The organism is Streptococcus sp. 'caviae', from assembly GCF_001937065.1.
Lineage (GTDB): Bacteria > Bacillota > Bacilli > Lactobacillales > Streptococcaceae > Streptococcus.
The window spans coordinates 218,888-240,719 of record NZ_MOWR01000002.1 but is presented as its reverse complement, the minus strand read 5'-3'; the positions used below and the strand labels follow the sequence as shown (position 1 = coordinate 240,719).

17 protein-coding genes are annotated in these 21,832 nt (G+C 41.8%); 5 read left to right on the top strand and 12 right to left on the bottom strand.

Features of this window, described 5'->3' with window-relative positions; genetic code table 11:
- Positions 1-195: 195 nt before the first annotated feature.
- From BMI76_RS03190 to BMI76_RS03170, 5 genes are all read right to left on the bottom strand, one after another.
- Positions 196-1,185, bottom strand: a complete 990-nt coding sequence (locus tag BMI76_RS03190; protein ID WP_075346159.1) for an aldo/keto reductase — start codon at positions 1,183-1,185, stop codon at positions 196-198.
- A 134-nt stretch (positions 1,186-1,319) separates the two neighbouring features.
- Positions 1,320-1,781, bottom strand: coding sequence for a flavodoxin (locus tag BMI76_RS03185; protein WP_075346158.1), 462 nt, complete (start codon positions 1,779-1,781; stop codon positions 1,320-1,322).
- A 141-nt stretch (positions 1,782-1,922) separates the two neighbouring features.
- A complete protein-coding gene (gene glgP / locus BMI76_RS03180) occupies positions 1,923-4,199 on the bottom strand; it encodes a glycogen/starch/alpha-glucan family phosphorylase (protein ID WP_075346157.1) in 2,277 nt (758 codons plus the stop codon).
- Positions 4,183-5,700, bottom strand: coding sequence for a 4-alpha-glucanotransferase (gene malQ / locus BMI76_RS03175; protein WP_075346156.1), 1,518 nt, complete (start codon positions 5,698-5,700; stop codon positions 4,183-4,185). The genes glgP and malQ overlap by 17 nt, the downstream gene beginning before the upstream one ends.
- 262 nt (positions 5,701-5,962) lie before the next feature.
- The gene (locus tag BMI76_RS03170; protein ID WP_075346155.1) at positions 5,963-6,985 is read right to left on the bottom strand and encodes a LacI family DNA-binding transcriptional regulator; all 1,023 of its coding nucleotides are present in this window, start codon (positions 6,983-6,985) and stop codon (positions 5,963-5,965) included.
- A 320-nt stretch (positions 6,986-7,305) separates the two neighbouring features.
- Here BMI76_RS03170 and BMI76_RS03165 point away from each other — a divergent pair, with 320 nt between their 5' ends.
- The 4 genes from BMI76_RS03165 to BMI76_RS03150 all read left to right on the top strand — a co-directional run bounded on the left by BMI76_RS03165 (position 7,306) and on the right by BMI76_RS03150 (position 11,973).
- Positions 7,306-8,553 (top strand): extracellular solute-binding protein, encoded by a 1,248-nt coding sequence (locus BMI76_RS03165; RefSeq protein ID WP_075346154.1) that lies wholly within the window; start codon positions 7,306-7,308, stop codon positions 8,551-8,553.
- A 64-nt stretch (positions 8,554-8,617) separates the two neighbouring features.
- Positions 8,618-9,979, top strand: a complete 1,362-nt coding sequence (locus BMI76_RS03160) for a carbohydrate ABC transporter permease (RefSeq protein ID WP_075346153.1) — start codon at positions 8,618-8,620, stop codon at positions 9,977-9,979.
- Positions 9,979-10,815, top strand: a complete 837-nt coding sequence (locus BMI76_RS03155) for a sugar ABC transporter permease (protein ID WP_027975649.1) — start codon at positions 9,979-9,981, stop codon at positions 10,813-10,815. The genes BMI76_RS03160 and BMI76_RS03155 overlap by 1 nt, the downstream gene beginning before the upstream one ends.
- Positions 10,816-10,836: 21 nt before the next feature.
- Positions 10,837-11,973, top strand: a complete 1,137-nt coding sequence (locus tag BMI76_RS03150) for an ABC transporter ATP-binding protein (RefSeq protein ID WP_075346152.1) — start codon at positions 10,837-10,839, stop codon at positions 11,971-11,973.
- Between the two features lie 198 nt (positions 11,974-12,171).
- On the opposite strand, the gene BMI76_RS03145 is transcribed toward BMI76_RS03150, so the two are convergent.
- The 3 genes from BMI76_RS03145 to BMI76_RS03135 all read right to left on the bottom strand — a co-directional run bounded on the left by BMI76_RS03145 (position 12,172) and on the right by BMI76_RS03135 (position 17,170).
- Positions 12,172-13,431 carry a UDP-N-acetylglucosamine 1-carboxyvinyltransferase gene (locus tag BMI76_RS03145; protein ID WP_075346151.1) on the bottom strand — a complete coding sequence of 420 codons (1,260 nt, stop codon included), beginning with the start codon at positions 13,429-13,431 and terminating at the stop codon, positions 12,172-12,174.
- A gap of 424 nt (positions 13,432-13,855) precedes the next feature.
- Entirely contained in the window at positions 13,856-15,049 is a 1,194-nt protein-coding gene (metK, locus tag BMI76_RS03140) for a methionine adenosyltransferase (protein ID WP_075346150.1), read from the bottom strand.
- Positions 15,050-15,970: 921 nt separating this feature from the next.
- The gene (locus tag BMI76_RS03135; protein ID WP_075346149.1) at positions 15,971-17,170 is read right to left on the bottom strand and encodes an NADH-dependent flavin oxidoreductase; all 1,200 of its coding nucleotides are present in this window, start codon (positions 17,168-17,170) and stop codon (positions 15,971-15,973) included.
- 304 nt (positions 17,171-17,474) lie between these two features.
- Between BMI76_RS03135 and birA the strand changes: the two genes are divergently transcribed.
- On the top strand, positions 17,475-18,410 hold the full coding sequence (gene birA / locus BMI76_RS03130) for a bifunctional biotin--[acetyl-CoA-carboxylase] ligase/biotin operon repressor BirA (protein WP_075346148.1): 936 nt from the start codon (positions 17,475-17,477) through the stop codon (positions 18,408-18,410).
- Here birA and BMI76_RS03125 read toward each other — a convergent pair.
- From BMI76_RS03125 to BMI76_RS03110, 4 genes are all read right to left on the bottom strand, one after another.
- Entirely contained in the window at positions 18,391-18,585 is a 195-nt protein-coding gene (locus tag BMI76_RS03125; RefSeq protein WP_075346255.1) for a DUF3272 family protein, read from the bottom strand. The genes birA and BMI76_RS03125 overlap by 20 nt on opposite strands.
- A gap of 240 nt (positions 18,586-18,825) precedes the next feature.
- A complete protein-coding gene (dnaX, locus tag BMI76_RS03120; protein WP_075346147.1) occupies positions 18,826-20,493 on the bottom strand; it encodes a DNA polymerase III subunit gamma/tau in 1,668 nt (555 codons plus the stop codon).
- Positions 20,493-20,990: a GAF domain-containing protein gene (locus BMI76_RS03115; protein ID WP_075346146.1), complete on the bottom strand. Its 498-nt coding sequence runs from the start codon at positions 20,988-20,990 to the stop codon at positions 20,493-20,495. Before BMI76_RS03115 ends, dnaX begins: the two co-directional genes overlap by 1 nt.
- Before the next feature lie 204 nt (positions 20,991-21,194).
- Positions 21,195-21,815 carry a Type 1 glutamine amidotransferase-like domain-containing protein gene (locus BMI76_RS03110; RefSeq protein ID WP_075346145.1) on the bottom strand — a complete coding sequence of 207 codons (621 nt, stop codon included), beginning with the start codon at positions 21,813-21,815 and terminating at the stop codon, positions 21,195-21,197.
- Positions 21,816-21,832 lie beyond the last annotated feature (17 nt).

Below are 21,832 nucleotides of genomic sequence, written 5' to 3'. Positions count from 1 at the left end.
GCCAAGAGTCAAAGAAAATGTAGGATTTTTTAGTAGTCTAAGGCTTAGAGAAAACAATAAAACAGTTGTTCAGCCAAAAAGAAAAAGCTGTCTAAAAACTGTTTGCAGACAGCTATAAATTATCCAAAAACCAAAGAAAAAACGAGACCGGGCAGGTTCTTAACTGACAAGTCCCTGCTTGTCCCGTGTTTTTTATCAAAGAGCTCCCACAACCTTATGCGGCAGGTATTTCTCATCCAGATAAGCCATATCTTTGTCGGTCAGTTTAAGGTCAAAAGCACCCATGAAATCATCAAGGTATTTTTCCTTAGTCACACCTACGATTGGAGAATCCATACCCTTTTGCCAAAGCCAGGCCAGAGCAATCTGAGCACGCGTACGGTCATACTTATCAGCCAGTTCTCCAACACGTCTGACAATGGCCATATCTTGTTCCTCTGTGCTGTCGTATTTTGTTCTGGCAAAACTGTCCGTATGGCTGCGGGCAGTATCTGCATCCCAGTCGCGAATAACCCGACCTGCTGCAAAAGGACTGTAAGGCGCTAAGCCAACACCAGAGTCCTTACAAAACGGAATCATTTCCCTCTCATCTTCGCGATAGAGCATATTGTAGTGATTCTGCATCACTGAAAATTTGGTCCAGCCGTTTTTCTCAGCAATATACTGGGCTTTTTGGAACTGCCAAGCATACATGGCCGATGCTCCCAGATAGCGAACCTTGCCGGAGCGCACTAAGTCATTGAGCGCTGACATGGTTTCTTCAATTGCTGTATTGTAGTCCCAGCGATGGATATAAAGAATGTCAATATAATCCATTCCCAAGCGCTTAAGACTGGCTTCAGCCTGATTGAAAATAGCCTTGCGGGAGAGTCCTCTCGTATTGCGGCCTTCATGCTGCCCATCACCAAAGAAAAGTTTGGTGGCAAGGACAATCTCATCACGGTCAGCAAAATCGCAAATGGCCCGTCCCATAAATTCTTCGCTGGAACCCAGCGTATAAGCATTGGCTGTATCAAAGAAATTAACTCCCAAATCCAGAGCCTTTTTCATAATCTGCCGTGTTTTATCTTCATCTAAAACCCAGCCCTGGTGCTGACCGCCCCGGCTGGCATCGCCAAAGCTCATGCCGCCCAGACAGATTTTTGAAACTTCAAGTCCTGTCTTACCCAATTTTGTATATTCCATAATCGTCTCCTTTATTCTTCTATCAGCACTTTATTCCATTTTGGCCGAACAGCAGCCCTTTGTTTTTTCAGATAAAAAATACTCATTCTTAAATAGCTGTTCTGCTGCTTATTGTTAAGTTCTTTCTTCTGAACCTAAATCGTACTCAGCCATTTCTTCACGCTGGCTGAACTTGATAAAATCTGGCCTTTGGGCAGACGAAGACCTGTCCACTGCTCCATCGCCCTTTGGGCTTCATGATAATCAGAACCGCCAGAAGTTGCAAAACTGGCCACCTTTTTACCGGTCAAATCTAGATCTTCAAGAACTGTACGGATAATTTTGGGAGGAATCCTCCACCAGATGGGGTGACCGATGATCACTTGATCATAAGAGGTCAAATCCGGCAGGCTGCCGCTGTAAGCGGGACGACTGGCTTCATCGTTTTGTTCCTGATTAGCCCGGCAGTTGGCATTGGTCCAGGTCAGATCTGCTGCTGTGTAATCTTGCTCAGCCAAAATCCGATAAAGGTCTGCTCCCAATTCCTGAGCCATTAATTCAGCAACCCTTTTGGTAGTTCCCGTATTCGAAAAATAAAGAATAAGCGTCTTTATCATAGTTTTTTCCTCCATTATTTAAGCTGCTTTCATTATAAACCTTAAAGTCAACTCCAAGTCAAGTAAAAATAAATAGTTAAACTTTCAAGACAAATATGAAAAAAATCTGGAATCAGAAACAATCCCAGATTTTACATCTTTTTACAAACTATGCCAGATATCCTTATCGTATTGTTCAATGGTCCTGTCGGATGAGAAGAAACCAGCTTTGGCAATGTTATGAACGACTTTGGTGTTCCAAGCATTACGGTCTTCATAGTCCGCGTAAACTTCTTCTTTTTTAGCAATGTATTCTTTTAAATCAATGAGGGTCATGAACCAGTCTTTGTTAATCAGTTCATTGTAAAGGCGTTCTAAACGCTCTTTATTACCGACTTTAAGCAATTCATCACTGACAATGAAGTCCACCGCTTCTTTAATAGCTTCATCGCCTTCATAATAATCACGAGACACATAAGAAGCCTTGTCATACATATCGATAATGGTATCTGAATCCTTACCAAAGGTATAGATATTTTCCTGACCAACAAGCTCAGCAATTTCAACATTGGCACCGTCCATGGTTCCCAGCGTCAGAGCGCCATTTAACATGAATTTCATGTTACCAGTGCCGGAAGCTTCTTTAGAAGCCAGTGAGATTTGCTCTGAAATATCAGAAGCCGGAATCAAGTGCTCAGCCACAGTGACATTATAGTTCTCAACAAGGAAAACATTCAGATAAGGGCTGACATCAGGATCCTTATTAATCAATTCTGAAAGGCTGAGAATCAGGTGAATAATATCCTGAGCAATGATATAAGCAGGAGCTGCCTTACCACCAAAGATTAGTGTAATCTTTCGTTTTGGCAGGTTGCCTTTTTTAATATCCAAATATTTATGGATAATATAGAGGACATTCATCTGCTGACGTTTGTATTCATGGAAACGCTTGATTTGTGTATCAATGATCGAATTTTCATCCAAATCAATACCTTTATTAGCTTTTAAGTAACGTTTGAGAGCCAGCTTGTTGTCATATTTAATTTGTGACAGTTTCTCATGGACTGCTTCATCTGCTGCCAAAGCATCTAATTTTTCTAGCTCTGTCGCATCTTTAAGATAACCGTCGCCAATCAATTCTTTGATATAAGCCGCCAATTCTTGGTTGGCAAATTCCAGCCAGCGACGGAAGGTAATCCCGTTGGTTTTATTATTAAATTTTTCAGGATAAATATCATAGAAAGGCTTGAGCTCACTATTTTTAAGAATCTCAGTATGCAGCGCAGCCACCCCATTGACGCTGGTTGAAAAGTGAATATCCATGTGTGCCATATGAACACGGTCAGACTTATCAATAATTTGTACTGTTTCATCGTCATATTCGGCACGAATCAGCTCATCCAATTTTTTAATAATGACAACCAGATGCGGCACAACCTCTTCCAAATAATCCAGAGGCCATTTTTCAAGGGCTTCTGCTAAGATGGTATGGTTAGTGTATCCGACCATATTTTTGACAATATCAACTGCTTCATGAAAGTCAAGACCATGTTTTTCGTTCAAAAGACGGATGAGTTCTGGAATAACCATGGACGGATGCGTGTCATTGATTTGCACGTAGGCATAATCCGCTAAATCATGCAGGTTTGAGCCGCGTTCCAAAGCCTCGTCAATTAAGAGCTGAGCCGCATTTGAAACCATGAAGTACTGCTGATAAATACGCAGCAATTCCCCGTTTTTATCGGAATCATCCGGATAGAGGAAAAGGGTCAGATTTTTTTTGATTTCTGTCTTATCAAAGGTAATGTCATCCTTGATCAGACCGTAATCAAGCCCTTCAATATCAAATAAATTAAGATAATTTTTGCTGTCCTTGTGATAACCCAAAATATCAATACGTTTTAATGCAGATTTAAGGGTGAAGTCACGGAAAGGCACATCGTAGGAAATGTCAGTCGAAACCAGCCACGAATCATCTTCGATCCAGTAATCGGCTTTGGCTTCCTGCTGATTATCGCGGAAAACCTGCTTGAACAGGCCGCAGTGGTAATTGAGGCCGACACCTTCACCATTGATTCCTAAAGTTGACATGGAATCGATAAAGCAAGAGGCCAGGCGTCCCAAACCGCCGTTGCCAAGCGACGGTTCCAGCTCAATATCTTCGACCTGACTGATAGATTTACCGGCCGCAGCCAAATCATCTTTGACAGCCTCATAAAGCCCCAAGTTAATCAAATTGTTGGACAGCAATTTACCAATTAAAAACTCGGCCGAAATGTAATAGACCTTGCGTTTAGAACTGTTTTTAGGCATATCCTTGGCTGCTTCTTTGACAAAATGCAAGAGCTGAATGTAGATGTCCCGATTGCTCAATTGTGAGAGGGCTTGCCCTGTTTTGTTCTCAGCATAGTTAGCAAACTGTTTAGTCTTTGATGTCATTTTCTTCATTTCCTCTTTGATATAGTTTAGTTAATGCAATTAAAAAGTCTTTTTTGTCTTGAGTCAGATCTTTGGCCCGCATGCGCCACTGCCAGTTACCACCAATGGTAGATGGTGTGTTCATGCGTGAGCTGGCAGGTTTATTGAGCAGATCCTGCATGGTCAAAATCACTGTATTGCTGACGGTTGAGAAAAGCAGCCGCAGCATGGCCTGATTAACCGGTTCAATCGGTTTTCGGTGGGTATAGGCATCAACAAATTCTTCTTGTTCTACACTAAGGCTGTCATACCAACCGTTGACAACTTCATTATCATGAGTTCCGATATAAGCAACACTATTGGGGGTGTAATGATGCGGAATATCAATACTGTGTCCAGTTAAATCATAAAAACCAAATTCTAAAATTTTCATGCCAGGAAAGCCAGTATCTTTTAAAAGCTGCCTTGCTCTGTCATCAACATAACCCAGATCCTCAGCAACAATCGGTAGATCCCCCAAAACATTTTGAACAGCTCTAAAAAGTGCTATGCCAGGGCCCGGCTGCCAGCAGCCTTTCCTAGCTGTTTTTGAGTCTCCTTCAATTTCCCAGTAGTCTGAAAAACCTTTAAAATGATCGATCCGCAGAATATCATAAATTTTGAAGCTTTCTTGAATACGGTAAATCCACCAGGCAAAACCTGTTTCCCTATGCTTTTTCCAGTCATAGATAGGATTTCCCCAGAGCTGTCCTTCGTCACTGAATTCATCTGGTGGACAGCCAGCAACCGATAAAGGCTCCAAATTTTCATCCATTTTAAAGAGCTCAGGCATGGTCCAGACTTCAACGCTGTCCTTGGCAACATAGATAGGCATATCGCCAATAATTTTGATATGCTTCTTATTGGCATATGCTTTAAGCGCCAGCCATTGTTCAAAAAAGAAATACTGAGTAACCTTGTAATAATTAATCTCATCAGCCAAAAGACGCCGGTAATGAACCAGTCGCTCTTCATCACGCTGGATAGCCTTTTTATCTCCCCATTCCTGCAGGGCCTTGTGCCCAAAATGTTCTTTTATTGCCATAAACTCAGCATAATCATCAAGCCAAGTCTCATTTTGCTCTTCAAAAATCTTTAATTTTTCACGATTTTTTTCAGCTGTCAAAAAGTTAGCAACAGCCTTTTCTAAAATTGGCCTGCGAACTTTAAACAAAAGGGCATAATCAACAGTTTCTTCATCATCTCCAAAGGAGACCGTCGCATAATCTGCTTCCTGAAGCAGCCCTTTTTCCCGCAGTAAATCAAAGTCAATAAAATTAACATTGCCGGCAACTGCAGAAAAAGATTGATAAGGAGAGTCTCCATAACTTGTTGATGTCAAAGGCAATAGCTGCCAGTAGGTTTGATTGGTTTCTTTAAGAAAATCAACAAAACGGTAGGCTTCCTGACCAAAGGTGCCAATACCAAACTTTCCAGGAAGAGAGCTGATATGCAGCAAAACACCACTTGCACGTGTTTCCATACTTTTCTCCTTTATTTAAGATACAAAGGGCGTGAAGAAATCCGTATAAAATAGGAAACTGCCGCTGTGTCTCCAAAACACAAGGAAGTTTATCTTTTTTACTAGGATTTTAGCCCATGTTCTATTATTTGCTAAGCTAAGAGAATTATAACGCAAGCGTTTGCGTAAGTCAAGAATTTTTAGAAAAAAATAAAAAAGAACAGCAAGAATGCCATGAAATCATATCAAAGCACACTTCTTCCGATCTTTTTCAGTAAAAAATTTAGTTTCCCTTTTTGAGATTGCGAACACTCTCGCGTTCCTTTAAGGTAAAAGGAACAATCACTTTTTCATTTTGAGTTTGACTGTCTTTAATTTTTTCTATCAGTCTATGCAGACTCAGTCTTCCTAGACTGCTGACATTAATATCAAAGGTAGTCAAATAAGGATGCAAAATAGTTGCATAACTGGAATTGTTAAAAGAAACAATTGATATATCATCCGGCACAGTAAAACCATAATAAGACAAAAACTGTATGATTTTAATTGACAAAACATCCCCAATAATCATCAAAGCACTTATTTTTTCCCTTTGAATTGTCTCAATAAAAGCTTCTAGCAGCTCCGGCCGTTTGGAATCAAACAAAGCACTGTTATAAGACTTTAATCCTAATTTCATCATTCCTTTTTGGTAACCAATGTAGCGTTCAAGATAGATTTCACTCTTTTGATCATTGGTGACAAACAAAATCTTTTGATGCCCTCTTTGGTTGAGATAGTTAACTGCTGTTTTGGCCATCAGCTGGTTATCATTATCAACATATGTGGTTTCATTTTCGTAGTCTACCGGCGCTCCTATAATAACAAAAGGAATCTTGTATTTCATAAGAAATTGACGGACAGGATCCTTTTCTTCCGAATAAAGGACAATAAATCCATCAACTCGCTTTTGGCGATACATGAGCTGAACCTGACTTTCCAAATCTGACAGGGTGTCGCTGGTAGCAATGGAAACCGTAAAATTATTGATGGTTGCTTCACCATTGATTGCTGTTAAAATTTCCATAAAAAAGGGCTCACTCAGTCGATCCGGACCAGACAGAGGAGGTAAAACCACACCTACACAATAAGTTAGACCACTGGCTAGCATTTGGGCTGCCAGATTTGGAACATAGCCCAAGTCATTCATGGCTCTTTTGACACGATCTTTAGTTTTCTGAGAAATTGATGAATTGTTTTTTAGAGCCCGGCTGACAGTGGAGGGATTGACACCAGCCTTTTTTGCTACATCTTTAATGGTAACCATATCATTTTCCTTTGTTTTTGCTGAATTCTATTTTACAACAGATTTTCCTGACTTACAAGATTATTAGAAAATTAAGAGAGTGGCCAAAAAGTTCTGTCTCATTTAATTATTTAAGATACGGCAGTTTGACGTATTAGTTTTTACTTTATTTATCCGCTTAAAAGCTTATTAAAACAAGCGTTTGCATGACTTTGTTATTCATTAAAAGCAGGTAATATCTATTTTTTAAAATATTTTTTAAAAAAGACTTGACTTTTTTTGCAAACGGTTGCATAATAAAAGATGTATTTTTGATAAAAACTTTCAGGAGGAACAAAGCTATGAAAACATGGCAAAAATTACTTATTGGCGGTGCGAGTCTTGCTCTTGCAAGCAGCATCCTTGTTGCCTGCGGGTCAAAGGAGTCCAAATCCAGCTCAGCAGATCCCAAAACCATTAAACTTTGGGTTCCAACAGGAGCTAAAAAATCTTATGAAAACATTGTGAAAAAATTCGAAAAAGATTCCAACTACAAGGTTAAAGTCATCGAATCTGAGGATCCAAAAGCTCAAGAAAAGATTAAAAAGGACCCTAGTACTGCAGCAGACGTCTTTTCTCTGCCGCACGATCAATTAGGTCAGTTGGTTGAGGCTGGTGTTATTCAGGAAATTCCAGAAAAGTATACTAACGAAATCGCTAAAAACGAAACAGAGCAAGCCAGTGCCGGTGCCAAATACAAGGGCAAAACTTATGCCTTCCCATTTGGTATTGAATCTCAAGTCCTCTACTACAATAAATCCAAATTATCAGCTGAAGATGTTACATCTTATGAAACTATTACCAGCAAGGCAGCTTTCGGAGCAAAACTAAAACAAGTTAATGCCTATGCTACTGCACCGCTCTTTTTATCCGTCGGTGATAAAATCTTCGGAGAAAACGGTGAAGATGTTGCAGGGACCAATTGGGGCAATGAGGCTGGTGTATCTGTTCTCAAATGGATTGCCAGCCAAAAAACAAATAAAGGCTTTGTTAACCTCGATGATAATAATGTCATGTCCAAATTTGGCGACGGCGCTGTAGCTGCTTTTGAGTCAGGACCTTGGGACTATGAAGCTGCGCAAAAAGCTATCGGCAAAGAAAATCTTGCTGTTACAGTTTATCCAACTATCAATATTGATGGTAAAGTTGTTCAGCAAAAAGCCTTTTTAGGGGTTAAACTTTATGCTGTCAATCAAGCACCGTCTAAAGGCAATACAAAACGTATCGCTGCCAGCTATAAATTAGCATCTTATCTCACTAGTGCTGAAAGTCAGGAAAATCAATTCAAGGATAAGGGACGCAATATCATTCCATCTAACAAGACCGTTCAAAATTCTGCAGCTGTTCAAAACAATGAATTAGCACAGGCTGTTATTAAAATGGGCTCATCTTCAGATTACACAATGGTTATGCCTAAACTAAGCCAAATGACAACATTCTGGAATGAAAGTGCTGCTATTCTCAGTGATACTTATAATGGTAAGATAAAAGAAAGTAATTACCTTGCTAAATTGAAACAATTTGATAAAGATTTAGCAGCTGCTAAATAAATATCATAGTGAGGGGAGTCACATCTCCTCACTTTTGTTAATCGGATAAACAAAGGAGATATACATGGCTAATTCATCTTTATATGATCAGGTGTCTGTGCCAGAGGCCTTTAAAAAAGGCAGTATAGACATCAAATTATCCTTTTTCATTATGGGATTTGCCAACCTAGTCAATAAGCAGTTTATCAAGGGTTTCCTCTTTCTTATAAGTGAAATTGCCTTTTTAATCGCTTTTGTAACCCAAGTTATTCCATCCTTTCAGGGCTTAATAACACTGGGCAGCCAAACACAGGGTATGAAAGAAAAGGTGGTTGACGGAGTTAAGCTGCAAGTCGCCGTTGAAGGGGATAATTCCATGCTTATGCTGATTTTCGGCTTAGCATCACTGATTTTTTGCTTGGTTTTCGCCTATATTTATTGGTGCAATTTAAAAAGCGCCCGAAATCTCTATGTCATTAAAAAGACTGGAGCCAAGGTTCCTTCTTTCAAGGAAGATTTTATGACCCTGGCAAACGGACGCTTCCATATGACCTTGATGGCAGTTCCTTTAATCGGAGTTTTGCTCTTTACTATTTTGCCGCTGGTTTATATGATTTGTCTGGCCTTTACCAACTATGACCACAATCACTTACCGCCTAAATCACTCTTTGATTGGGTAGGCCTAGCTAACTTTGGCAATGTTTTAAACGGTCGGATGGCAGGAACCTTTTTCCCTGTTTTATCTTGGACACTGATTTGGGCCGTTTTTGCAACAGTGACCAACTTTATTTTCGGTGTTATTTTGGCCCTCATTATCAATGCCAAAGGTCTTAGATTAAAGAAACTGTGGCGGACAGTTTTTGTTATCACTATTGCTGTGCCGCAATTTATTTCACTGCTGCTAATGCGGAATTTCCTCAATGACCAAGGACCTTTTAATGCTCTTTTGGAAAAAATTGGATTGATTTCACATCCTCTGCCCTTTTTATCAGATCCTTTGTGGGCAAAAGTATCTATTATCTTTGTCAATATGTGGGTTGGTATTCCCTTTACCATGCTAATTGCAACTGGTATCATTATGAATTTGCCTAGTGAGCAGATTGAAGCCGCTGAAATTGATGGCGCAAGTAAATTCCAGATTTTCAAATCAATTACTTTCCCGCAGATTCTTCTTATCATGATGCCGTCTTTAATTCAACAGTTTATCGGTAATATTAATAATTTCAATGTTATCTATCTGCTTACCGGCGGCGGGCCTACTAATTCTCAGTTTTATCAGGCTGGCAGCACCGATTTGCTGGTTACCTGGCTCTATAAGCTGACAGTAACGGCAGCGGATTATAATCTAGCTTCTGTTATCGGTATTATTATCTTTGTTATTTCTGCTATTTTCAGCCTTTTAGCCTATACACGTTCAGCATCTTATAAGGAAGGAGCGATCAAATAATGAAAAGGAAAAAACGATTTCAGCTGGGGCTCACCTATGCTTTATTAATCCTATTGTCTTTCATCTGGCTTCTTCCCATTGCTTGGGTAGTTCTGACCAGTTTTCGCGGTGAAGGAACAGCTTATGTAACCTATTTTATCCCTAAAACATGGACAATTGATAATTATGTTAAACTCTTTACCAATTCTTCCTTCCCTTATGGACGTTGGTTTTTAAACACATTTGTCGTAGCAACTGCTTCTTGTATTTTATCAACCTTCATTACGGTTGCCATGGCCTATTCACTCAGCCGTATCAAATTCAAACATCGCAACGGCTTATTAAAATTAGCCTTGGTGCTTAATATGTTTCCGGGTTTTATGAGCATGATTGCTGTTTATTATATCCTAAAAGCGCTCAATTTGACACAGACCCTGACATCTCTCGTGCTTGTTTATTCGGCGGGGGCTGCTCTGACCTTTTATATCGCCAAGGGGTTCTTTGACACGATTCCCTATTCACTTGATGAATCTGCCATGATTGACGGAGCAACACGCATGGATATTTTCTTCAAAATTACCCTGCCACTCTCTAAACCAATCATTGTCTATACAGCACTTCTAGCTTTCATTGGACCTTGGATTGACTTTATCTTTGCACAGGTCATTCTGGGAGATGCGACAAGCAAGTACACCGTAGCTATCGGACTCTTCTCTATGCTGCAGCCTGACACCATCAACAACTGGTTTATGACTTTTGCAGCCGGTTCTGTCTTGATTGCTATTCCAATTACTCTGCTCTTTATCTTCATGCAAAAATATTATGTTGAAGGTATCACTGGCGGATCCGTCAAATAGAATTAATAAGGAAATATTGTTATGACAACGTTGAAACTTGATAAGATTTATAAAAAATATCCAAACAGCAATCATTATTCAGTTGAGGATTTTAGCCTTGACATTAAAGATAAGGAATTCATCGTCTTTGTCGGTCCTTCCGGCTGCGGCAAATCAACCACACTTCGAATGATTGCAGGTCTTGAAGACATTACAGAAGGAAAGTTCTATATCGATGACAAGCTCATGAATGATGAGGCGCCTAAAGACCGTGATATTGCCATGGTTTTCCAAAATTATGCCCTTTATCCTCATATGACAGTTTATGAAAATATGGCCTTTGGACTGAAACTGCGCAAATACAAAAAAGACGAGATTGATAAGCGCGTGCGCGAAGCCGCTCAAATTCTTGGACTAAGTGAATTTCTTGACCGTAAACCTGCCGATCTCTCGGGCGGGCAGCGTCAGCGGGTAGCCATGGGGCGGGCAATTGTTCGCGATGCCAAAGTCTTCTTAATGGATGAACCGCTCAGCAACCTCGATGCTAAACTGCGGGTTTCTATGAGAGCAGAAATTGCTAAAATTCACCAACGTATCGGCGCTACAACCATCTACGTAACTCATGACCAGACCGAAGCTATGACTCTAGCAGATCGCATTGTCATCATGAGTGCCACTCCTAACCCCGATAAAAGCGGTTCTATCGGCAGAATTGAACAAATCGGAACACCACAGGAGCTCTACAATGAACCGGCCAACAAATTCGTAGCCGGCTTCATCGGCAGCCCGGCCATGAATTTCTTCGAAGTAAAAGTTGAAAAAGACCGACTGATCGGTCAAGACGGCCTCAGCCTTGCCCTTCCTCAGGGGCAGAAAAAAATCCTTGAAAGTCAAGGCTATCTTGGTAAAACAGTTATCTTTGGCATTCGCCCGGAAGATATTTCCGGTCAGCAGATTGTTCATGACACCTTTCCAAATGCTAATGTTACAGCTGATGTTCTGGTATCAGAACTTCTGGGCAGTGAAACCATGCTTTATGTGAAATTCGGCAATACTGAATTCACTTCCCGTGTTGATGCCAGAGACAGCTACAATCCAGGTGACAAGGTGACATTGACCTTTAATGTCGCTAAAGGCCACTTCTTTGATACGGAAACTTCAGAACGAATCCATACTTAAACAATTCAAAATAGCTTAACAGTTATAAAAGCAGGATAAAACTTGGGAGATAATCCCAAACTTTATCCTGCTTTTTGCCTATCATATTTTTAATACACAGGCTGACTTCTCATCCTGTTAAAAGAGGGGGTAAAGCCCCTTCTCAAAACCTGTCCTATCAGCACTGCGGGTCCTGTTTGTATTAACCAGTACTGCCTTTTATTCTTCTACAATTTTGATGTCTGCCCCCAGATGGGTTAACTTTTCAATAATATCAGAATAGCCTCTCAGAATAAATTCAATATTGGAAATCACCGTTTGTCCCTTGGCAATAAGACCGGCCGTCACCAGAGCAGCACCCGCGCGCAGGTCAGTCGCCTTCACCGGAGCTCCCGTTAATTCATTGGGGCCTTCGTAAACAATCTGGCCGCCCAAGACAGAAATACGAGCTCCCATTCGTGCCAGTTCCGCAACATGATTGACACGTTTTTCATAGATTGTGTCCCGAATTTTACCGCGGCCGTGAGCCTTTAATAAGAGAGGCGTAATGGGCTGCTGCAGATCGGTTGCAAAGCCAGGGTAAGGAGATGTTTTAAGCGACACAGCTTTCAGTTCTCCCTGTTTTTCCACAAAGATACTGTCTTCTTCGATGGTCATGCGCACGCCCATTTCTTCCAGCTTTGAAATAAAGCTCTCCAAATGTTCGTACAAAACATTAGTAATTTTGACCCCCTCGCCGATAGCAGCTGCCATAGCAATGTAAGTCCCTGCTTCAATGCGGTCAGGAATAACCTGATGGCGGGTGCCATGAAGGCTCTCAACGCCTTCAATAGTGATAATATCAGTCCCTGCACCGCGGATATGTGCTCCCATATTGTTTAAAAGGGTCGCAATATCAATGATTTCCGGTTCCCGCGCAGCATTTTCAATAACTGTACGTCCCTTGGCCTTGCTGGCCGCAATCATGGTATTAATGGTTGCTCCGACACTGACCGTATCCATGTAAATGTGAGCACCCTTGAGCTCTCTGCCTTCGGTAGAAAGGCGCATCGCTTCACCTTCATAGGAAACGACCGCTCCCATAGCTTCAAAAGCTTTTAAATGCAGGTCAATAGGACGGGGCCCCAAATCACAGCCCCCCGGCAGACCGACAACAGCTTGGCCAAAACGCCCCAGCAAACCGCCATAAAAATAGTAAGAGGCCCGCAGACTGTTAATCTTCCCATAAGGCATAGGAATGTCCTTTACACCGCGCGGGTCAATTTTAAGACTGTCTCCCTCGCGCTCAATGCTGGCTCCCATTAAAGTCATGATATCAATCAAGCTGTCAACATCACTGATAGCCGGAACCCCATCCAAAGTCACAATATCATCTGCCAAAATAATGGCTGGAATCAGGGCAACAACACTGTTTTTAGCTCCTGAAACAGCCACTTCTCCCTTTAAAGGGCGTCCGCCGTTAATAACAATTTTCCGCATACAATCAAAACTTTCTTTAATCTTTAACTAGAATTCAACTAATCTATTTTATCACATCTTAAGTCACATTTCAAATTAACTAAATCATTAAAAAAATATGAAAACTTTTTCATGCACAAAAAAAGCAGGTGCTCCTGCTTTAGCTTGAAGAAAAAGTTTGATACTTCCTTAGGTGATGTTGGACGGCAGCGACTTCCTAAGGAATTCCATGCCGAAACTTTGAGCCACGGTCTCAAAGTTTCCGACTGTCAGAATTAGCTAAAATTCACCATTTCTGACACTTTCATCACGGCGGAAGTATCCTTTACCTAACTCGTTTGCGTTCAGGGAAATTTATATGGTAGTCTGCAGACTTTTTTGCTGATCAAGATAGGCAATTAGAGATTTGTCTACAGTCTGAAGCAGGGAGTCCTCCCTTTCAATCTCAATTATGAAGGGCCTGCTTGAGTTTATCTACTTTATCCACTCTTTCCCAAGGCAAATCAATATCTGTACGCCCAACATGTCCGTAAGCTGCTGTCTGACGGTAAATAGGCCGCTTGAGATCAAGCATTTTGATAATCCCTGCCGGACGCAAGTCAAAAATCTGGCGCACAGCGGCTTCCAATTGACTTTCAGGAACTGTTCCAGTTCCAAAAGTATCGACACGGACAGAAACAGGCTGGGCAACGCCAATGGCATAAGCCAGCTGAACTTCTGCCTTCTTAGCCAGACCTGCTGCCACAATATTTTTAGCGATGTAGCGCGCTGCATAAGAAGCCGAACGGTCAACTTTTGTGGCATCCTTGCCGGAAAAAGCTCCGCCGCCATGGCGGGCATAGCCGCCGTAAGTATCGACAATAATCTTACGTCCCGTCAAACCAGAATCCCCTTGAGGGCCGCCGATAACAAAACGGCCTGTCGGATTGATGAGATACTTGGTTTTGCCATCAAGATATTCAGCGGGAATAACAGCCTTAATAACCTTATCAATGACATCTCTGTGAATGTCTTCGTTTCTTGCTTCAGGATCATGCTGCGTGGAGATGACAACCGTATCCACACGAATTGGTCTGTCGTTTTCGTCATACTCAACTGTCACCTGACTCTTGGCATCGGGCCGCAGATAAGCAATCTCTCCTGATTTTCTCAGCTCTGCTAATTTTCTAACCAATCGGTGAGCCAGTGAAATCGGCAGAGGCATAAGCTCCGGTGTCTCATCAACAGCGAAACCAAACATGAGCCCCTGATCACCAGCACCAATCAAGTCAAGTGCGTCTTGTTCATCATGGCCGCGTACTTCAAGCGCTTCATTGACTCCCTGAGCAATATCCGGAGACTGCTCTACCAATGACGGATGCACCCCAACCGTTTCTGCTGAGAAACCATAATCGGTATCTGTATAACCAATCTCAGCAATGGTATCACGTACTATACGATTAATGTCCACATAGGCTTTGGTAGAAATTTCACCAAAAACATGGACAGAACCCGTATAAACAACCGTTTCAGCAGCCACATGGGCATCGGGATCCTGTGCTAAGATAGCATCTAAAATAGCGTCTGAAATCTGATCGGCAATCTTATCGGGATGTCCCTCAGATACTGATTCAGACGTAAACAGCTTACGTTCTGACATAAAATGTCCCCCTTTTAATAATATAATTGCAATGAATCTTGTTGATAGTTTAATTGTCAAAACAAAACTGCTACCTTCTTGATTCCATTGCTTTTACAGAGAAATAAAAAAATTTCTCTTAATGATAGCGCAAGAAAATCCATGTCTGTTGATCCCAACGAGTTACGACGTCACAAGTCAAAATTCGATTTTAATCTTGGCTTGCGGCTAGTAAGCCCCTTAGGAAAAATGCCATAGGATTTTCCATCGTTTTATGGCAAGTCAGCTTGCTCATAAAACTTAGCGAGTTAAAAAGTTACAAAGCACTGATTTGCAGCGTCGATAAAGGCCTAGCAAGTTTGGATTAGCTGTCCTCAATCTCTGACCTTATCTATCGGTACAAATCACCTTTTCGGGACTCATTAACTTTACCATTGTACCATAATTAGCCCTAAAAAAGTCATATTTTTTCCAATTACCGGGCCATAATTTTTACTAATAACAATCTTTTCAGCAATTTCAATAAAAAAGATTTAGCCCTGTTCATGCAAGACTAAATCTCTGCCCTATGAATTTTTAAATCAGCTTGGCTGTCAAAGTTTTTTGACTATGCCTGATTTAATTGGATACTAGCACAAAAAAGAGCCAGTATGCCTACTGACTCTTTAGGAGATTTATGAAAAGATACGCTCACTGTTTGAGCTTTAGCTCTTACAGTGACGGATACCGAACAGTGTTCGGTAAAAGTTTTTACGATAGCCGTTGCTGCTTTAGCAGTTTACGAATATCTATGCAAAGATGTCCCAAGAGTCAGGTTCGCAGAACCGTAACGAGTGGATGACATCTACTGCTAGGATTCCTATTGCTAGGATGATTATAGTATAAGAATAATTTCTTAATTCTTCCTTAAACTTTTCTTTCACAAACCTTAAAGCATCACAATTAATTAGCATTTGAAAAGCCTTTGAAGCCTTCTGGAGTTCCCTTGTTGAGATGCTTGATGGAGTCGCTTCCCGGAATAGGCGGCAGACCAAAGGAGCCTTCCGTCGTAAAGGCTTGCAGTAAGCCAGGTGTCCAGTGTGCTTTTTCCAGCTGCTCAGGAGATATTTCATGGGCAATAGTATCGCCCTTGCCCTCATCAATCTTCTTACCAAAGAGAGGATCTACAATCGTGCCGCGGCCAACCGCAATCAAATCCGTGTAGTTCTCAACAGCATCCTTAGCAGCTGCTTCCGAGAAGACACCGCCGACAACAATCAGCTTGGTCTTATCATCCAAAATGTCTTTGAAGTATTCTGCAAAAGAACGTTCAGCACCCTGCGGTTTAGAAGCGTAGCCATTCCACAAGGAAAGGTGAATATAATCCAGATCATTTTTAATAACTTCTTTGATCAGAGCCAATGCATCCTTATAGGTATAGCCGACCGTGTCCCCATGAATTTCTTCGGGACTGATACGGTAGCCAACGATGAAATCATCGGGAGCATACTGGGCAACCACGCGCTTAACTTCGTGAACAACCGCAAGCGGAAAAGCCATCCGTTTTTCAAGAGAACCGCCCCACTTATCCGTTCTATGGTTTGAAAAGGCCGAGAAAAACTGCTGAATACCGTAGTGATTGGCTCCGTGAATCTCCACACCGTCAAAACCGGCATCAATAGCCCGCTTAGCAGCGCGGCCAAAGTCTTTGATAATCTCTTCAATTTCTTCACCGGTCATTTCCCGAACAGGATACGGTAAGAACGAAAAATCCAAAGCCGACGGTGCCAGAACGTCTTTGCCTTTAGCAGCACGGCCCATGGCCTCACGGCCGCCGTGATGAATTTGCAAAATAGCCTTATTGCCGTCTTTCTTCAGTGCCTGAGCAATTGATCTGATAGACTCTAAGTGCTCATCATCATAGATGCCCAGCTGTTCTGGAACACCAGCCGGTGTACACGGTCCGCCGGTTTCGCTGACATAGTGATACTCCGAAATCAGGAGCCCTCCGGCCTGTGAACGTGCCTTATAATAATCCAGTGTATCCTCAGAAGCAAAACCGCCTTCCTTGCCTGAGAAAGTCAGCATGGGCGGCAGAACAATGCGATTGTGCACTTTGGCACCATGACGAAAAACCACCTCATCTGTAAGTTGGTGAACCATTTTCTTTTCCTCCTTTTTATAACTGTGCGAAAGCGTTTTCTCACTTTTATTATAGCACTAAAGAAGGAAAAAGGCGGGTAAAAACAAGAGCAGGACATGAATTTTCCGGCCTATTAAAGAGGCAGGTCTGGGAAATAATATAATGAAAAATCACAAACAGCCAGTCCTAGAAAAACGGCTGCATGATAATGCTTCCTCTTTTTTTACCTCCTATGATTGCAGCAAAAGATGGTGCTGTGACCCCACAAGCGTCTATTTATGCTACAATAAGAGTAAGAAATTCGCTAGCGGTTGAGGTTAAATGATGAAAACTTATGAGAAAATTTATCAGGTATTGGCTCAGGCTGATGATTTTGTAACAGGAGAGGTTTTGGGAAAAGAACTCGATATTTCTCGGACAGCTGTCTGGAAGGCTATCCAGACTTTAGAAGGTAAGGGACTTGTGATCGAGTCTGTTAAGAACAGGGGGTATCGCTTAATCTCGGGTGATCTTTTTTTGCCGGATGAAATTGAAAAAGCAACCGGGCTAAAGGTCTTTTTCAATGAAAAAAGCACCTCTACCCAGTTAGACGCTAAGGCTGGAATGGAAAAAGGCGATCCCGTGCCGGCTCTTTATTTGGCTCCCAGCCAGAAAGCTGCCAGAGGGCGCTTCAGCCGGCAGTTTTTCACCCCTGAAACGGGGGGAATTTACATGTCCCTGCACCTGCGTCCCAACCTGCCCTTTAAAGAACTGCCTGCCTATACGCTCATGGTGGCTTCCAGTCTTGTAAAGGCCATTTCAAGGCTGACCGGCATTGATCCTGAAATTAAATGGGTTAATGACATTTACTTAAACGGTAAAAAGATCGCCGGGATTTTGACTGAAGCTGTCTCTTCCATTGAAACCGGGCTCATTACAGACGTCATCATCGGTATGGGCATCAATTTTCATGTCACTGATTTTCCTGAAGAACTGCAGAGCAAGGCAGCCAGTCTTTTCTCAGAAAAGCCCACCATCACGCGCAATGAGCTCATTTCTGAAATCTGGAATATTTTCTTTAATATTCCTAAGGCTGATCTGATTAAAGTTTACAAAGAAAAATCACTCGTCTTAGACAGACAAGTGACCTTTGTTGAAAATGATGTTGCTTACAGAGGAACAGCTGTAGATATCACTGACTCAGGACAGCTCATTGTCCAGCTGGAAAATGGGGAAGAAAAAATCCTTAACAGCGGAGAAATCAGTCTTTCTTCTTGGTAGCCGCCAGCACAGCCTTGGTAAACTTAGTGATGAGATAGGTCTTGCGCAGACTGCGAAACAGCAAAAGCCCCCAAAAGCCGGCCCAAAAATACTGGCCGTCTAAAACGGCATTGTTCAAAAAAATCGTTTCAGTCACGGTTATCAGCACCATGACAGCAAAGTCTTGTTTTAACATATCCTTATTGTACCAGAAAAAGAGAACTGATACAAAAAGATTGTACATCATGCCGTGTTTCTGGTCTTCGCTCAAAGCATACACCCTATTCCGTATTTTCATAGATTAAAATAGATTAATATACGCAAAAAAGCCGGTGAATTCCAAAATATTCACCGGCTTTTGTACATGTCACTCAGCCCTGTCCAGCAGCTTTGGGCTGAGTCTGCTTTGTTTCACAAACAGATGTACAGGTTCTCCTCATTCTTCTTCCAGACTAATCTTATCTGCCAAGAAGTCAAAACCTTCCGGAATAAAATCAGCTTCTTTTTCAGTCTTTTCTTGGTCAGTCTTATTGGCTTTGATGCTCTGGGCAAATTCACTGCGGATAGCATTGAAATCAGCCCGCGGGACAGCCATTATTTTAGGCGAAAAACCAGACGCCTGACTCATGATATTGCCAAATATGTCGTTTAGATTGGAACGCTTCATGACCTGCTCGGCATTAAAAGCAGCATCAAAAGCTAAAATCGCATTTTCACTGTTGGCAAGGACAGGTTCAGACCCCATCAAAAGAGCACGATCCTGGAATGAGATACTGTCTAAGATCTCATTCCAAGAGCTTTTCAGAGCATCCAGATATTGGCGGGACTTCTGGCTGTCTGCCACTGTTTCCTGCATGATGGTCATAACCTTTTCCTTATCTACCTTGTAGCGGAAAGTCTTGGTCTTTTGTACCTGAGGTTCCTTGGCAGGGTCTGCTTTTTTAACAGACTGCAGCGCTTGTTTTAACTCTTTAACTTCTGCTTTTAATTCGTCAATTTCCTGAGCAATGTTGGCTGGAAGTTCCTGTGTCTGCGCTTCTTTTTCCTCTTCACTCAGGCGAATGGTCATCATTTCCGCATAGATTTTAGGATGCGTTCCATTTTTTATTTCCGGCAGGCTCTTAGTCACGACATCAATCATTTTGAAAACAGCATCCTGCGACAGGGATAAATTATCCTGAAAGGCCTTCCCTTGATGCGTATTTTCACCGCCTGACTGAACAACCAAAATATCTCGGAGATAATTGAGCAAGTCTGTCGCAAAACGGCTCATGCTTTTGCCGCTGTCAAAAATAACCTCCAGATCATTCAAAGCCTGACTGGTATCATGATTCAAGAGGTCTGCCACATAATGATCCAAAGCATTCAGACTGATGCTGCCGGTAATTTCCTCAGCTATTTCCAGCGACACCTGCTGATTGGCAGTCAGGCTGAGAGCCTGATCCAAGATAGAGAGCGCATCCCGCATTCCGCCTTCAGCACGTTTAGCAATCAAGCTGAGAGCTTCTTCATCAAAGGTAACCCCTTCTTTTTGAAGAATCCCTGCCAAATGTTCCTCAATAGCCTTGGTCTTGATTGTTTTAAACTCAAAACGCTGTACCCGTGACAAAATGGTGGCAGGAATCTTATGCAATTCAGTTGTCGCCAGAATAAAAACGACATTTTCCGTCGGTTCTTCAAGCGTTTTTAACAGAGCATTGAAGGCACCGGCAGACAGCATATGAACTTCATCAATGATGTAAACCTTGTAAGTGGCACGGCTAGGCGCATAGGTTGACTTGTCACGGATTTCCCGGATTTCATCAACGCCATTGTTTGAAGCCGCATCAATTTCGATGACATCTTCAAGACTTCCATTGGTAATATCGTGGCAGATATCACACTGATTGCAGGGTTCCCCGTCTTTTTGATGAGGACAGTTCATGGCCTTGGCAAAAATCTTGGCGGCACTGGTTTTTCCTGTTCCCCTAGGCCCCGAAAAAAGGTAAGCATGGCTGATCTTGCCTGAGGCAACCGCCTGCTTTAAGGTCGTTGCCACAACTTCCTGCCCAACCATCTCATCAAAAGTCTGGCTGCGATACTTCCGATAAAGCGCTTGATACATTAGTTTTTCACTCCAAACATGTCAAAATTCCAATCGCTTGCCTTAATCAGCTCAGCAACAAAAGCTTCCAAATATTCCTGATCGACAGCATCATAATCAGCTTTCAAATGAGAATCCAAATCAAGCACACCGACCATTTGTCCATCTGCTGCCATAGGCACCACAATCTCACTCATGGCAGCTGAATCACAGGCTATATAGTTAGCATGCTCAGTGACATCATCCACAATGAGCGTTTGGTTTTGCTGAGCAGATTCTCCGCAGACGCCCTTACCCAGCGCAATACGAACACAGGATACCTTACCCTGAAAAGGCCCCAAAACAAGCTCGGTTCCATCAAACAGATAAAATCCTGTAAAAACGGAATTAGACAAGGTCTGTTTTAAAAGCGCACTGGCGTTAGCCAGATTGGCAAGTGCATTACGCTCATTAGCAAAAAGCGCTTTAGCCTGAGCCAGCATAAGGTTGTAATTTGCGATTTTTTCTTGTTTGTTCATAGTTTCTATTATAACAAAAAACAGCTTTGGGAGCGAATACTAAGAAAACTTTGATTGAGATAACAGAAATCATTTTTTACTAGCTGTTCTGTAAGGTTAAAGTTAGCAAAAGATGAACTTTTGAGAATGTCTTAACTGCTTAAATAACTATAAAAAGAAGATTGGCCTTTTTCTCCAATCCTGATTTATATTAAAAAAACACGTTTAGTGAGCAGTTTCAATCCTATATTGCTCATCTTCCACCAGCACAGTTTGACTGTTGGTCAGCTTAAGAAGGTTTAACTGTCCGCCGTAAGCTTCTGATGTCTGCTCGCTGGCTTCTTCAAAGGGAAATTCTTCCCAATGCGGCAGGACAGAAAAATCAACTAGACCCAAGGCAGCATAATCCGTCAAATCAGGTGCCAGATGCTTATCATCCATGATTTGGCTGTAAGAAATATCACTGGAGGCAATAATAGCACCAGCTGATTCGCTGATATAAACCAGACCTTGGTCGATTCGTTCACGAATCAGAGGCAGTAAATTCTTTCTTTTTAATTCCTGCAAGAGATAAAAAGTATTACCGCCTGAAATATAGAGACAAGGCGTTTGTACAATCTTTTCCCGCACCTCAGCCTCTGTTGCTTCTGCTATATCCAGCAAGTCAATGTCAAATTGCAAATCTGCAAAAACCGCCTTACCCTCATCAATATAATCTGTATACTCTTCTACATTTCCAGCCGTGGGAATGAAAAGCACTTTCTTTGCCAGTTTGTGCTGAGCGACAAAATCTGCAAATAAAGGCCGCACTTTTGCAAAATAAGAGCATAGGAATAATGTTTTCATGAATTTTCTCCCAGTCA

Excerpts from the sequence above, each read along its gene's own strand:
- BMI76_RS03190 (WP_075346159.1), bottom strand. The coding sequence starts at position 1,185 with ATGGAATATACAAAATTGGGTAAGACAGGACTTGAAGTTTCAAAAATC.
- BMI76_RS03185 (WP_075346158.1), bottom strand. The coding sequence starts at position 1,781 with ATGATAAAGACGCTTATTCTTTATTTTTCGAATACGGGAACTACCAAA.
- glgP (WP_075346157.1), bottom strand. The coding sequence starts at position 4,199 with ATGACATCAAAGACTAAACAGTTTGCTAACTATGCTGAGAACAAAACA.
- malQ (WP_075346156.1), bottom strand. The coding sequence starts at position 5,700 with ATGGAAACACGTGCAAGTGGTGTTTTGCTGCATATCAGCTCTCTTCCT.
- BMI76_RS03170 (WP_075346155.1), bottom strand. The coding sequence starts at position 6,985 with ATGGTTACCATTAAAGATGTAGCAAAAAAGGCTGGTGTCAATCCCTCC.
- BMI76_RS03165 (WP_075346154.1), top strand. The coding sequence starts at position 7,306 with ATGAAAACATGGCAAAAATTACTTATTGGCGGTGCGAGTCTTGCTCTT.
- BMI76_RS03160 (WP_075346153.1), top strand. The coding sequence starts at position 8,618 with ATGGCTAATTCATCTTTATATGATCAGGTGTCTGTGCCAGAGGCCTTT.
- BMI76_RS03155 (WP_027975649.1), top strand. The coding sequence starts at position 9,979 with ATGAAAAGGAAAAAACGATTTCAGCTGGGGCTCACCTATGCTTTATTA.
- BMI76_RS03150 (WP_075346152.1), top strand. The coding sequence starts at position 10,837 with ATGACAACGTTGAAACTTGATAAGATTTATAAAAAATATCCAAACAGC.
- BMI76_RS03145 (WP_075346151.1), bottom strand. The coding sequence starts at position 13,431 with ATGCGGAAAATTGTTATTAACGGCGGACGCCCTTTAAAGGGAGAAGTG.
- metK (WP_075346150.1), bottom strand. The coding sequence starts at position 15,049 with ATGTCAGAACGTAAGCTGTTTACGTCTGAATCAGTATCTGAGGGACAT.
- BMI76_RS03135 (WP_075346149.1), bottom strand. The coding sequence starts at position 17,170 with ATGGTTCACCAACTTACAGATGAGGTGGTTTTTCGTCATGGTGCCAAA.
- birA (WP_075346148.1), top strand. The coding sequence starts at position 17,475 with ATGAAAACTTATGAGAAAATTTATCAGGTATTGGCTCAGGCTGATGAT.
- BMI76_RS03125 (WP_075346255.1), bottom strand. The coding sequence starts at position 18,585 with ATGTTAAAACAAGACTTTGCTGTCATGGTGCTGATAACCGTGACTGAA.
- dnaX (WP_075346147.1), bottom strand. The coding sequence starts at position 20,493 with ATGTATCAAGCGCTTTATCGGAAGTATCGCAGCCAGACTTTTGATGAG.
- BMI76_RS03115 (WP_075346146.1), bottom strand. The coding sequence starts at position 20,990 with ATGAACAAACAAGAAAAAATCGCAAATTACAACCTTATGCTGGCTCAG.
- BMI76_RS03110 (WP_075346145.1), bottom strand. The coding sequence starts at position 21,815 with ATGAAAACATTATTCCTATGCTCTTATTTTGCAAAAGTGCGGCCTTTA.